Here is a 14,473-nt window from a genome sequence, read left to right as displayed (position 1 = left end):
TCCTTAAATGTCTTATATGTTAAAATAAAATGAATAACTTATGAATCTAGTTATTTACCATAAGATGATTTAACCACCTAATGCACCTAAGAACACTTAGATTAGTTGTACTAAGATGGCTGAGGTGGTGAAGAATAATAGCAATGAAAAACAAATTTTTAATAACAACTTAGCACCGCTAAGAATATTAAGCTTAGGTGTACGAAGATGTCTTAGGTGGTGATTATAATAGCAATAAAAACAAATTTTAAAATAAATTATATACAGTGAATAAAAAACGAAACTATAAACCCCTTAAGCGCTCTAAATTATTAACAACACTTTGCTTTTTGCTTATTGGCATAACGGCTTTCGCTCAGGAATTAAAATCTCCTGATGCAAATCTGGTCGCTAAATTTGCACTTGCAGATGGCGGCGTACCAACGTACAGCCTTAAATACAAAGGTAAAGATGTAATTAAAACCAGTAAGCTGGGTTTAGAGCTTAAAGAAGGGAAATCTTTAATGAATGGGTTCTCCATAACCGATACAAAAACCAAGACTTTTAACGAAACCTGGAAACCAGTTTGGGGAGAGGTAAAGGAAATCGTAAATCATTATAACGAGTTGGCGGTAACTTTAACCCAAAAAGAAACCAACCGTTTTATCATTGTTCGTTTGCGTTTGTTTAATGAGGGTTTGGGTTTTAGATATGAATTTCCAGAACAGAAAAACCTTGATTACTTCGTAATAAAAGAAGAAAAAACACAATTCGCATTGGCTGGCGACCATAAAGCATTTTGGTTGCCTGGCGATTATGATACGCAGGAATATAGCACCATGACTTCAAACTTATCAGAAGTACGTGGTAAAATGAAAGCTGCGGTTACGCCAAATGCATCGCAAACAACGTTTTCGCCAACAGGTTTACAAACGCCTTTAATGATGAAAAGTAAAGATGGATTGTACATCAACATTCATGAGGCAGCCTTGATTAACTACTCGTTAATGTCGTTAAATCTTGATGATAAAAACATGATTTTAGAATCGTGGTTAACGCCTGATGCAGTAGGTGATAAAGGTTATTTGCAAGCGCCTTGCTTATCACCATGGAGAACCATTATTGTTAGTGATAAAGCTGGCGATATTTTAACATCGAAATTGACATACAATTTAAACGAGCCTACAAAATTTAAAGATGTTTCGTGGATAAAACCAACTAAATATGTTGGTGTGTGGTGGGAAATGATTACCGGAAAAAGTACCTGGGCTTACAACGATTTAACCAGTGTGCAATTAGGTGTAACTGATTATTCAAAAACGAAGCCAAACGGAAAACACGCAGCAAATACAGCTCACGTAAAAGAGTATATCGATTTTGCAGCAAAAAATGGCCTAGACGCGGTTTTGGTTGAAGGATGGAATGAAGGTTGGGAAGACTGGTTCGGTAAAACGAAAGATTATGTTTTTGATTTTGTAACGCCATACCCTGATTTTGATGTGAAGGAGTTGCATCGCTATGCAGCCAGTAAAGGCATTAAAATGATTATGCACCATGAAACATCTTCATCGGTTCGTAATTATGAAAGGCATTTGGATATTGCTTATAAATTTATGAAGGCCAATGGCTACGATGCCGTAAAAAGTGGTTACGTGGGTAATATGATTCCTCGTGGAGAGCATCATTATGGCCAATGGTTAAACAATCATTATTTATATGCCATTGAAAAAGCTGCCGAATACAAAATTATGGTAAATGCGCATGAGGCTGTTCGCCCGACGGGTTTGGCTCGTACGTATCCAAATTTAATTGGTAACGAATCTGCCCGTGGAACCGAATATGAGGCGTTTGGCGGTAACAATGCCGACCACACAACGATTTTACCTTTCACACGTTTAATTGGTGGTCCGATGGATTATACGCCTGGTATTTTTGAAACCAAAGTTAGTGCTTACAATCCTGAAAATACGTCTTTCGTTCACACAACTTTGGCTCGTCAACTAGCTTTGTATGTAACCATGTATAGTCCGTTGCAAATGGCTGCAGATTTGCCAGAAACCTACAATAAATATATGGACGCATTTCAATTCATTAAAGATGTGGTTGTTGATTGGGATGATACAAAGGTTTTAGAGGCTGAACCTGGAGATTACATTACATTTGCCCGTAAAGCGAAAGGTAAAAACAACTGGTTTGTTGGAAGAACTAACGATGAAATTGCCCGCACATCAAATATCAATTTTAGCTTTCTGGATGCTGGTAAGAAATATACAGCTACCATCTATGCTGATGCGAAAGATGCTCATTATGAAACCAATCCAAAAGCTTATACCATTCGTAAAATGGAGGTAACCAATAAAACAAAATTAACTCAATATTGTGCGCCAGGTGGTGGTTATGCAATTAGCATAATGGCAAAATAAGTTTGGGTTTAACCGCAAAGGCGTAAAGTTTTTCACAAAGCACACTAAGTGTATTTGTTATTAAGAGGGTGTATCATTTTTAAAAAAAAAGATGAACACCCTCTTTTTTTATTAGTCAATCGGCGGCCTTTAATTGCGAGGCATGAAGCAATCTCTATCTGAACTATTTTTTTATATCTTCAAGTTAACAATGATAGGATATCGAAAAAAGGCAAAACTTAATTTTCTTTGCGTTTCACTTTGTGTACTTTGCGGTTAATCTAAATACTTTAAACCTGTCAACATGGCTAAAATCAAAAACCACATCGAACTGCAATTTTTAAGTGAACCATCTGATGTAAATTACGGTGGAAAAGTACACGGTGGTATGATGATGAAATGGATAGACCAAGCTGCTTTTGCTTGTGCTTTACAATGGAGCCAAACCTATTGTGTTACAGTTTATGTTGGTGGCATTAGGTTTTTCCATCCGGTGCATATTGGCCATTTAGTAAAAATGGAAGCCAGGATAATTTACACCGGAAAAACGAGTATGCACATTGCAGTTGATGCTTTTTCAAAACCAGTTGGACAAGCAGATTTTGTTAAAAATACACATTGTATTATCGTTTTTGTGGCTGTTGATGATAATGGACAACCCAAAGCAATTCCAGCTTTTACACCAAAAACCGAAAAGGAAATAGCGATGCATGGTTATGCCATTAAATTAATGGAGTTGCGGAAAAGTATTGATAAAGAAATGGAACCTTACATTGTTTAAATACTAATTTAAAGGCAAACTAAAATAGAAGCTAGAACCTTTATTCACTTCGCTTTCTACCCAAATTTTACCTTTATGTCTGCGTATAATTTCTGCACTGAGGTATAAACCAATACCAAAACCTGCAATGGTGTGATTGCTTTCAACACGGTAATATCTTTCAAAAAGTTTGTCAATGTCATCTGGCTTAATCCCGATGCCATGATCTTTTACGTAGCAAGTTACAGTATCGTTAACAGTTGTGCAATGCACATCAATATCTCCTCCACCGGGAGAATATTTTATCGCGTTATTTAGTAAGTTCGAAATTACATTGCCAATCTTATCTCTATCTGCATTAATCTCCACAGATTTATCAATATCTAAAGTAATTTTATGAGAACTTTGTAATATGCCTGCATCTTCTACCACTTCTTTAAAAAGCTCTTCTAAATCAAATTTTCTTTTATCAACTTGAAGTTTTCCCGATTCCAATCTAGAAACATTTAAAAAGCCATTAATCATTACAGTCATTTTTTTAATTTGATTGTAAGCCTTTTCGAGTGCTAATGCCGCAAAACCATCTTCAGATTTTTTGGCTTTAAGTTGCAGAACCTGTACAAAGCCATTTAGGGCAGTTAATGGTGTTTTAAGTTCGTGGCTAACCATTCCTATAAAGTCGTTTTTCCTCAACTCATCAAGTTTCCGTTCTGTTATGTCCATAAAAAGACCCGAATACTCACTAGGAACTCCACTTCTGTTTTTAAAAACCCTGCCCGTGGCTTTAACCCACTTTATTACGCCAGTTTGTAAATTTTTAACTGGGTATTCAGAATCACTGGATTCTTGATTTTCAATTGCATTTTTTAAAGTTGATGATAGCATATCATGATACTCGGGAAGTATAGCTTTATTAATCAACTCTAAATTTGGCTTCTGATCTAAAGGAATACCCAATATGTTCTTAACAAAATCAGACATGGTAACTTCCAGCGTTACTGGGTTTATACTCCATGTACCCATATTAGCGGTATCAATTGCTTGTAGAAGTCGTTCCTCCGTATCGGATAAATCTTTAACCCTATCTTCAACGCGATTCTCCAGTTCGCGGTTTAAAATGCTTAAATTTTCTCTTGCTTCGTGTAACTCTTCGTTCGTTGCATTAAGTTCTTCATTTGATGAGGCTAGTTCTTCATTTATAGTAGCCAATTCTTCATTTAAAGCCTGCTCTCTTTCTAATGCAATTTCTTTCTCTGCAGCATCCTTTAATTGTTCTTGATTCATTACCCGCTCTGTAACATCAATTGCGGTGTGCAAAATGCAAAGTGTTTTACCTTCATCATTTTTGATTGTCCGATATTCAAAATCAAAATAAAAGGTTTTAAGCTCGCCATCAATAATTAAATCTGCTGCGGTATCTTTTCCAGAAATTACAAGTCCTTCGTTCCACACTTTTTTAAACATTTCTAAAAAAGGTTGTCCTTTCAATTCGGGTAATGCTTCGCCGAGTGGCAAACCAATTATACTTCTGTTTTTACCCCAAATGGTTAACATGCTATCATTTGCCATTTGTATGGTAGCGTCTTCTCCGATATGAATTGCGGTTGCTGTAGGTGTAACGTTAAATACATCTAACAGTTGCTCTGAACTTAAATACAAAGAATCTGAACTCATAAAATAGCAGGATAATCTCTATCAAAAAATTAAATATCTGATAATAACAAGATCATCAAAGATATGTTTGCATTTTGTTAAAGCTTTGTGCCGATGGGTTACTAAGATATTATATGTCGTACCGAACTTGGCGAAGTATAAATATTTTATGCATTTTAACTTGAGTTCGATTCTTAAACTTAATATTTTCTGCTTATCGCGGTATTGCTTGTACGATACGTCTTGCTGAATTTTATTTCAGCAGATTTCCTGCAAATAAGACCCTGAAATAAATTCAGGGTGACGAACACTAAAAATGCAGCTTATTAATAATTCGAGGGAAATTAATAATCGACCCCAGGTTTATAAGCTAATCTTAACATAACTGGATTAAGTACTTACTGTATTTTCTTAATTTCTTAATGGTCAATAATATTGGTTAGTATAATAAAATAAAAAAATACCAGTATCGCATTGCGAAAGAAACATTGATAACAAAAATTTAACCAGCCACAGGTAAGGTAAAGCAAAATTTACTGCCTTCGCCAATTGCACTAATTACCCAAATTTTACCATCTTCGGCCTCGATAAAATCTTTGGAAATGGCTAAACCTAAACCCGAACCAGATTTGTTTTGTCCATCGGTTGGTACCTGAAAATAACGTTCGAATAATCGTTTTTGATATTTTTCGTCAATACCTTTTCCAAAATCCTGAACAGAGAACTGAATAAATTTATCTTTTTGGAAAACATCAATTACAACTTTTGATTTTTCGGAACTGTAGCGTAAAGCATTGGATAGAAAATTGACCAAAACCCACGCAGTTTTTTGAATATCAGCATTTACGTTTGGAAGATTTTTATCGCAATTTAATTCTAAGTGAATTGATTTTTGGTCTGCCTGAAACTTAACAGCATCTATTGCGTAATTTACAATATCTTCTGGCTTGGTAATGGCAAAGGTGAGTTTTAAATTCCCGGTTTCTACCTGCGATAAATCCAGTAGTTCGCTGGTGATTTTTAACAATCTGTCGCTATCTTCTTTAATGTGGCTCAACAACTGACTTTGCTCTTCATTCATAGCGCCAACACGCTCATCATTTAACAGTTTTAAACTCATTTTTATTGATGAAAGTGGAGTTTTCAATTCATGTGATACCGTTGCAATGAAATTAGTTTTAGCCTCATCCAATTCTTTAAATTGTGTAATGTTTTTTAATACGTACACGCTTCCAGATGATTTAGAAGACTCAAATAAGGTTTTGCCTTCTGGCGTATCATAATTCGGGATGATGATTTCACGGTTTTCGAGCAAGAAATATGACTCCTTTTCATCTGCGTAAATTTTTAGTGTTTTATCCTCCGTTTCTGGTTTGATAATTCTTTTCAAAAGCTCGTTCTTTTTCATCAATTCAGTAGCATTCTGACCAACGATTTTTTCTTCATCTAAGTTCATCAGCTTTGCTGCCAAATGATTTAAAAACAGAATTTCACCTTTTTCGTTTAAACCAATGATGGCATCTTGCATTTGGGCAATTATGGCCTCGATTCGCAGTTTTTCTGATTTAAGTTTGGATAGATTGCTGTTTTCCCATTCGTTTAATTTAACCACCATGCCGTTAAATGCATCTGCAAGTTCAGTAAATTCATCATTGTTATCAAAAGTTAAACGTTGCTTGTAATTTTTGCGACTAATGCCCCGAATTGCTGCACTAAATTCAGCCAAAGGATTCGCCACAAAACCAGGGAAATTAACGATGAAGGTGAAGAGGATAATAAAACTCAAAGTTGCTGCAATCATGATGTACAAATTTGCCCTGCCTGCGGCCTCGTTAGCGAGCTCATTCTTCGCATAGATTGCTTTTAAATTCAGTTCTTCAATCTTTTGAAGTGCCGAACGTAAATCTCTTATGTTCTTTTGCTGTAAGCTTAAATTGGCATTCTGGAGTTGATTAAAACTGGATTCCAGTTTAATAAAAGCATCTTTTTCTCCTGATTCGGTGATGTTATTGCCTTCATCTTTCAGGTTTTTTGCAAAGCTTTGAGCTACCTCTGGCGATAGGGGAAAGGCATGCTCATCTACAATATTTCGCATGGAAGCCACATATCTTAAAGATTTGTAATTGTCTTTCAGAATAACTTTTGATTTATCTGAAAGCTCATTTAGGAAAAATAATGCGATTAATCCGAAGGATAGAACGATGATGAAGAGAAATCCGAATCCGAGGCGGAGCTTGGTTTTTATTTTCATGGTGTTTTGTTTTTTTTAACTGCAAAGTTCACGGAGCTTTTCGCAAATAGACGCAATGCTACTTGCTTTAAACTTTGGGTTCTTTGCGTTTTGTCTTTGTGTTCTTTGCGGTTGCATTTTATTTTTTACCACCTTAGACAACTCAGTAAAGCTAAGCTTATATGTTCTTAGGTGTCTTAGGGGGGTATATTTTATTTACGATTGGGTTAACTAAATCTATTTCTTAAATTTTATCACCTTAGTAAAATTAAGCTTATATGTTCTTTGGTGTCTTAGGTGGTATATTTTATTTACGAAAGTATAACCAAATCTATTTCCTGACTGGCTAAATTACGCAACAGTTGGTTAAAAATTGCCGTTCGCATAATCACTTGAAAAATATTTAAATGTGGTTTGCCAATACAAATGGTTGTAATTTCTTTTTCAGTTGCCATGTTGATAATACTTTGTGTAACCTGATTGCTTTTGATTTTGATTACTTCGGCGCCTAACTCTGTAGCCAGTTTAAAATGATTAATTAAATGTCGCTGTTTATCCAGTTTAATCTTATCGAAACTTTCGGCATCACTTTGTACGTATAAAACCACCCATGAAGACCGATAATAAGAGGCCAGACGAGCGGTTTTTCTAATTACTACACCTGCAGTTTCTGCATTGGATGATATGCAGGCTAAGAACCTTTCTGGTCGTAATTTGATTGATTTTGGTATTTCAGTTTGGATTTTTCGCTCCACCTGATGAACCACTTCTTTCAAAGCGAGTTCTCTTAATTGTAAAATTTTATCGGCCTGAAAAAAGTTTTCTAATGCCCTTTCAATTTTACTTTTATCATATATTTTTCCCTCTTTTAGTCTGGTAACTAATTCATCAGCGGTTAAATCGATGTTTACGATTTCATCAGCAATTTCTAAAATTTTATCGGGAATTCGCTCGGTAACATTGATGCCGGTTATCTGCTCAATTTCTTCGTTTATACTTTCTAAATGCTGAATATTTACGGCTGATATTACACTAATTCCGGCTTCTAATAAATCGAAAACATCTTGCCAGCGTTTGAAGTTTTTACTTCCCTCGGCATTGGTATGCGCCAATTCATCAACCACAACAATTTCTGGATGCCGGTTTAAAATGCCTTGCAAATCCATTTCATCAATTTCCTTACCTCTGTAGAAAATATTTTTCCTTGGGATTATTGGCAAACCAGCAACCAGCGCTTCGGTTTCAGCTCTTTTATGAGTTTCTACATAACCAATGCAAACATCAATTCCATTGCGCAAAAGAGCATGAGATTCTTGTAGCATCCGATAGGTTTTGCCCACACCGGCGCTCATCCCAATGTAGATTTTGAGTTTTCCCCTTCTTGATTTTTTTATCAGTTCGAGAAACTTTTTAACCGAATCGTCTTTCATGGTTTTAATAATGTAAGATGTAAGATGTGAGAGGGAAGATGGGCGAGGTGGAAGGTGGATGATGGTAAATGTGCAAGATGTATTAATATAGTGAACGCCATTTTACCTCTTCCATTATCCCTCTTTCATTTTCGATCATGCATCCATCCATTTTCCATCTCCCCTCATCCATCTTACATAGCTAAAATGCTACTGCGATGCTTGCTGTTAAGGTTGTATTTGCGTTAACCGAACTATTTTCTCGTACAAAAATTTTATCCTTGCTATCATAAGTTTTACCCTCTAAACGAATTACTGCATTCTGAATTGGTGAATAATCTAAGTTTAAAGAATAACCGTTTGTTTTAAATCCGTTAGGAGTTCCTGTTGAAATAAAAATACCATTTTTATCTTCATAATATTCGTATCTACCAGCAATTGCCCATTTATCGGCAAATTTATATTGTGCAATAACTACTGGCGAAATCACCTCGTTTTTATCGCTAATGCCTTTTAATTTTTGTTGTGTACCATAATCGAAACCAACTGTTAAGCCAAATTTATCGGTTACCTGGTAAATTGCGTAAACATTGTGGTAAAAACGATTCACACGAACAGAATCTGCTCCTTCAGTTCCTAAGTAATTGCTATAGTTTAAGGTAATTTTATCGGTTGGTTTCCAGGTTAATTGCAAACCACCAGCGGGTTTATTATTTCCATTTTGGCGGGTAATTCTTTGCCATCCGTTTAAATAAAGTAAGGTAGCAATTAATTTTCCATCTTGTGTGCCATAAGATATTTTAGCTCCTGATTCATAATATGGTGTGTTTTCTGAAGAAATATTTCTGGTTAGTACCCAGCAATCTTTAGAAATGGCACTTTCAAAACCAATGTGTGAGGAGAAGATACCGGCATCTACCCATAAATTTTCTGATTTTGAAAGTTTTACGCCTACATTTGCCTCGAAAATGTTTTTCAAAACACCAGGTTCTGCAGCTAAATTTGCATTTGCATAAGTTCCGGCCATAACGGCAACGTTTGCTCTAATGGTGCCGCTATCGTAAGCCGCTTTTATAAATCCTAAATTTAAATTTACCTCGTTGGTACGGTTGTGCGAATAAATAAATCCCGGGCGATTATGATCGGCAGGCTTGTTAAAATCGTAGCCATAGTAAGTTTCTAAGTAACCAGAGAATTTAACTTTTGGCTCGTCTTGAGCGAAAGCGGTAAGGGTTGCTGTTAATGTTATTATAAGAGTGATTAGTTTTTTCATTATTGTATCTAGTGATGTACTGATTTAATATGTTTACAAATTTTTCAAGCGGTCGTCCATGCGAGGTACGAAGTAAACTAACATCAATAGATTATATTGAATGCCATAAATCCTTCGTACCTGGAAATTACGAGATGAGCTATTACAAATTATCTAATGCCAAATTCAATTTCAATACGTTAACCGATGATGGACCAAATAAGCCAAATAAAGGTTTTAAAGTGTTCATTGCTACCATTTCTTTAACTTTTTGCTCGCTGATTTTTCTTGCTTTAGCAACTCTTGCAATTTGAATGGCAGCGCCTTGTTCAGAAATGTTTGGGTCTAAACCACTTCCTGATGCAGTAACCATATCTGCAGGGATTTGAGATTTTTCTAAGCCTGGATTGTATTTTAAAAGCGTATCAATTCTTGATTGAACATCTTTCAAATAATCCGGATTTGATGGTCCTTTGTTCGAACCTGCAGAACCTGCTGCGTTGTATCCAACTGCTGATGGTCTGCCCCAAAAATATTCTGGTTTGGTAAACGACTGACCTAAAAGTTCGTAGCCAACAGTTTTTCCGTTTTTAGTGATTTTTTCGCCACCACCATTTCCTTTAGATAGTTTGCCTGCAAGTGCAATGCTGATTGGGTAAATGATGCATAATAATACGATTAAAACTAAGGTTAAGCGTATCGATTGTATGATGTATTTTTTCATGATTTTATTTTTTTTTCTTCTTCAAACTCTAACAAATTTCTTTTGCTATTTGCTATTAAATTTGCTAGAGCTTAAGGCACGTTTATACAAATAATCCAACTAGTAAATCAATTATTTTAATGCCTATAAATGGTGCTACCACACCGCCAATACCATAAATAAACAGGTTTCTACGTAATAAAGCGGTTGCGCCAATTGGTTTGTATGCCACGCCTTTTAACGCCAATGGAATTAAAATCGGAATGATAATCGCGTTGAAAATAACAGCCGACATAATTGCACTTTCCGGAGAATGCAAGCCCATAATATTTAAGCTTTGCAAAGCCGGAATTGAGGCGATAAATAATGCGGGTACTATGGCAAAATACTTCGCCACATCATTGGCAATAGAAAATGTAGTTAACGTTCCTCGGGTAATTAATAACTGTTTACCGATTTCTACAATTTCGATTAACTTGGTTGGGTCGTTATCTAAATCAACCATATTTCCTGCCTCTTTTGCAGCTTGTGTTCCACTGTTCATGGCAACACCAACATCAGCTTGTGCAAGTGCCGGAGCATCATTTGTTCCATCACCCATCATGGCAACCAATTTACCTAAAGCTTGTTCATCTTTAATGTAGTTCATTTTATCCTCAGGTTTTGCCTCAGCAATAAAATCATCTACACCAGCTTTTTCGGCAATGTATTTGGCAGTTAAGGGGTTATCACCAGTTACCATTACAGTTTTAACACCCATTTTGCGCAAGCGTTCAAAACGTTCGCTAATGCCTGGTTTGATAATATCCTGCAATTCGATAACACCCAGCGCTTTTTCATTTTCAGAAACCACTAGTGGCGTTCCACCGTTTGTTGCGATGGCTTTAACGTGGTCTTCAATATCCGATGGGAAAATATTTCCTGCTTTTTCTACAATGTTTCTGATGGAATCAAAAGCACCTTTTCTAATGCGTCTTCCATCTACTGTATCCAATCCGCTAGAACGGGTTTCGGCAGTAAATTTGATAAACGTAGAACCTTGAGGCGTACCCGAATTTTTAAATCCTTGTTCAGCAGCCAATTCGATAATCGATTTTCCCTCTGGGGTTTCATCAGCTAAAGAACTCAGTACACAAGCATCCGTAAAATCTTTAATAATTACGCCTGCAGTAGGGTAGAAGTTGGTTGCTTTACGGTTACCAATGGTAATGGTTCCGGTTTTATCCAAAAGCAAAACATCAATATCGCCTGCAGTTTCTACCGCTTTACCAGATTTGGTAATTACATTGGCCCTTAAAGCTCTGTCCATTCCGGCAATACCGATGGCTGATAATAAACCGCCAATTGTTGTTGGAATTAAACATACGAAAAGCGAAATTAAAGCTGCAATGGTGATTGGTGTATTTGCATAATCTGCGAAAGGTTTTAAGGTTACGCAAACGATGATGAACACCAAAGTAAAGCTGGCTAAAAGAATAGTTAAAGCAATTTCATTTGGTGTTTTCTGACGGGATGCGCCCTCTACCAAAGCAATCATTTTATCTAAAAAGCTTTCACCAGGTGCAGTACTTACTTGCACTTTTATCTCATCTGATAATACTTTTGTACCACCAGTAACGGATGATTTATCGCCACCAGATTCGCGAATTACCGGAGCAGATTCTCCTGTAATAGCCGATTCATCGATGGTTGCAATACCTTCGATAATTTCTCCGTCAGTAGGAATTGTATCGCCTGTTTCGCAAACAAATACATCGCCTTTTTTTAACTGATTTGAAGAACGGATTTCGATTGTTCCATTATCTAAAAGTACTTTTGCAGGTGTTTCTTCACGTGTTTTACGTAAGCTATCCGCTTGTGCTTTTCCTCTTGCCTCGGCAATGGCCTCCGCAAAATTGGCAAACAGAACGGTAAGCAAAAGCACGAGGAAGATGAAAAAGTTATACAAAGGAGAGCCTTGTCCGCTGTTGCTGAAAGAGTAAACTGTAACGTAAGCCATTACAAGTGTACCCACTTCTACAGTGAACATAACCGGGTTACGAACCATTACCCGTGGGTCGAGTTTGATGAAAGATTGTTTTAATGCAGTTTGCACTAAAGCAGGTTCGAACAATTTATTATTGGGTTTCATTTTAATTTATGTAAGATGTTTGATGTAATATGTTTGATGAAAAATGGAGGATGTAAAATGGATCATGTTTTAACACATTTCCTACCCATCTTCCATCTTACATTCTACCTAATTAGTGTAAAATATTCTGCCAACGGACCTAAAGCCAGCGCCGGGAAATAAGAAAGTGCATTCAGTACTAAAATCACAGCAAAGGTCATCAACGCGAATGTTTTTGTATCTGGTTTTAATGTTCCTGCAGATTCTGGGATGAATTTTTTAGCACCTAATAAACCTGCAATAGCAACCGGACCAATGATTGGTAAGAAACGACCAAGGAATATAATTACACCTGTAAGTACATTCCAGAATACGTTATTATCGCCTAAACCTTCAAAACCAGAACCATTGTTTGCGTTTGATGATGTTACTTCATAAAGCATTTCAGAGAAGCCATGGAAACCAGGGTTATTTAACCACGCTTTTGGTTGCACTGCCCAGGCTGAATCACCATGATTGGTAAATACATAACTGGCAATTGCCGTTCCTGCTAAAATCATAAATGGACTTAACAGCGTAATAATCGCAGCAATTTTAATCTCTCTGGCCTCTACTTTGTGGCCTAAAAATTCTGGCGTTCTACCTACCATTAAACCCGAAATAAATACGGCGATAATCAGGTAAATGAAATAGTTTAATAATCCAACACCACAACCACCATAAAATGCATTAATCATCATACCTAACAATTGCCATGTGCCCGACATTGGCATTGTACTATCATGCATGCTGTTTACTGAACCTGTAGAGATAATCGTAGTAACAGTTGCCCAATAAGCTGAGGCTGCTGGTCCAAAACGAACTTCCTTGCCTTCCATGGCGCCTGTTGTTTGCGAAATGCCCATTTTAGCCAAGGCAGGATTACCGCCAAGTTCTGAACTTATCATCGGGATAAGTAACAGGAACAACCCAATCGTCATTACACCGAAAATGGTCCAGGCTAATTTTTTTCTTCTGATGAAGTAACCAAATGCAATAACCATTGCTATCGGTATAATTACCTGTGCAATAAGCTCTACCATATTGGTAAAGTAGTTGGGGTTTTCAAATGGATGCGCAGAGTTAACACCGAAATAACCACCACCATTTGTTCCTAAATGTTTAATGGCAATCATTTGTGCTGCAGGTCCGCGAGAAACATTAACCGTATCGCCCTGAACAGAAATAAACTGGTCTTTACCTTCGTAACTTGCTGGTGTGCCATTAAAAGTTAAGATTAAAGCCATAATGATAGATAATGGCAATAATAAACGGGTAATTGCTTTTACAAAAAACTCCCAGAAGTTGCCCAATTGTGTTGCAGTTTTATCTCTAAAAGCTTTAAACAATACTACTGCTGCGGCAATACCAGTTGCAGCACTTACAAATTGAAGAAACATCAACACATATTGTTGTGTCAAATAACTTACACCGCTTTCTCCCGAATAATGTTGGAGATTACAGTTGGCTACGAAACTGATGATGGTATTAAAAGCCAAATCAGGCGTCATGCCTGGGTTTCCATCAGGGTTAAATGGCAGCTTATCTTGAAATATCAATACAAAAAAACCATAAACCAACCATAAAACATTGATGGTTAGTAAGGCTTTTAATTGTTGTTTCCAGTCCATCTGTTCTTTAACGTTGATGCCTGAAAGTTTGTAAATTCCGTTTTCGAGCGGTTTTAAAAAGTCTGTCCAGACTTTCTCTCCTGCAAATACCTTTGCCAAGTATTTTCCCAAAGGAATGGCTATAATTAAGGTAAGCAGGAAGGTGGCAATAATGCCGGTTAATTCAGTGTTCATTTTTAAATGTTTTTTAAATTGCCTTTAAGGGAGGCTAAAATTTTTCGGGTTTAATCAACACGTAAATCATATAGATAAATACGGCGATTGCGATGATGAATAGTGCTAACATTTTCTTTAAATTTTTTCAA

The 14,473-nt window shown here is 36.5% G+C and carries 10 protein-coding genes; 2 read left to right on the top strand and 8 right to left on the bottom strand.

Features of this window, described 5'->3' with window-relative positions; translation table 11 throughout:
• Window positions 1-266: 266 nt before the first annotated feature.
• Together ACFOWA_RS16555 and ACFOWA_RS16550 are read left to right on the top strand one after the other, a co-directional pair.
• On the top strand, window positions 267-2,402 hold the full coding sequence (locus ACFOWA_RS16555) for a glycoside hydrolase family 97 protein (RefSeq protein WP_378987125.1): 2,136 nt from the start codon (window positions 267-269) through the stop codon (window positions 2,400-2,402).
• Window positions 2,403-2,685: 283 nt separating this feature from the next.
• Entirely contained in the window at window positions 2,686-3,162 is a 477-nt protein-coding gene (locus tag ACFOWA_RS16550; RefSeq protein ID WP_378987122.1) for an acyl-CoA thioesterase, read from the top strand.
• A 3-nt stretch (window positions 3,163-3,165) separates the two neighbouring features.
• On the opposite strand, the gene ACFOWA_RS16545 is transcribed toward ACFOWA_RS16550, so the two are convergent.
• From ACFOWA_RS16545 to ACFOWA_RS16510, 8 genes are all read right to left on the bottom strand, one after another.
• Window positions 3,166-4,815, bottom strand: coding sequence for an ATP-binding protein (locus ACFOWA_RS16545; protein ID WP_378987120.1), 1,650 nt, complete (start codon window positions 4,813-4,815; stop codon window positions 3,166-3,168).
• Between the two features lie 481 nt (window positions 4,816-5,296).
• Window positions 5,297-7,045 (bottom strand): ATP-binding protein, encoded by a 1,749-nt coding sequence (locus tag ACFOWA_RS16540; RefSeq protein ID WP_378987116.1) that lies wholly within the window; start codon window positions 7,043-7,045, stop codon window positions 5,297-5,299.
• Window positions 7,046-7,335: 290 nt separating this feature from the next.
• Window positions 7,336-8,454: a sensor protein KdpD gene (locus tag ACFOWA_RS16535; RefSeq protein ID WP_378987113.1), complete on the bottom strand. Its 1,119-nt coding sequence runs from the start codon at window positions 8,452-8,454 to the stop codon at window positions 7,336-7,338.
• A gap of 181 nt (window positions 8,455-8,635) precedes the next feature.
• On the bottom strand, window positions 8,636-9,706 hold the full coding sequence (locus ACFOWA_RS16530; RefSeq protein WP_378987110.1) for a porin: 1,071 nt from the start codon (window positions 9,704-9,706) through the stop codon (window positions 8,636-8,638).
• Window positions 9,707-9,848: 142 nt separating this feature from the next.
• Complete coding sequence (locus tag ACFOWA_RS16525) at window positions 9,849-10,409, bottom strand: K(+)-transporting ATPase subunit C (RefSeq protein WP_378987108.1); 561 nt, start codon at window positions 10,407-10,409, stop codon at window positions 9,849-9,851.
• 82 nt (window positions 10,410-10,491) lie between these two features.
• Window positions 10,492-12,519: a potassium-transporting ATPase subunit KdpB gene (gene kdpB / locus ACFOWA_RS16520; RefSeq protein ID WP_123205613.1), complete on the bottom strand. Its 2,028-nt coding sequence runs from the start codon at window positions 12,517-12,519 to the stop codon at window positions 10,492-10,494.
• A gap of 104 nt (window positions 12,520-12,623) precedes the next feature.
• Complete coding sequence (gene kdpA / locus ACFOWA_RS16515; protein WP_378987104.1) at window positions 12,624-14,342, bottom strand: potassium-transporting ATPase subunit KdpA; 1,719 nt, start codon at window positions 14,340-14,342, stop codon at window positions 12,624-12,626.
• Window positions 14,343-14,376: 34 nt separating this feature from the next.
• Window positions 14,377-14,454 (bottom strand): potassium-transporting ATPase subunit F, encoded by a 78-nt coding sequence (locus ACFOWA_RS16510; protein WP_082468366.1) that lies wholly within the window; start codon window positions 14,452-14,454, stop codon window positions 14,377-14,379.
• Between the last annotated feature and the right edge of the window lie 19 nt (window positions 14,455-14,473).

The organism is Pedobacter lithocola, assembly GCF_042650845.1.
In the GTDB taxonomy this organism is placed as follows: domain Bacteria; phylum Bacteroidota; class Bacteroidia; order Sphingobacteriales; family Sphingobacteriaceae; genus Pedobacter; species Pedobacter lithocola.
Note: the sequence above shows the minus strand (reverse complement) of the source record. Positions and strands in the feature narration are given on the sequence as shown.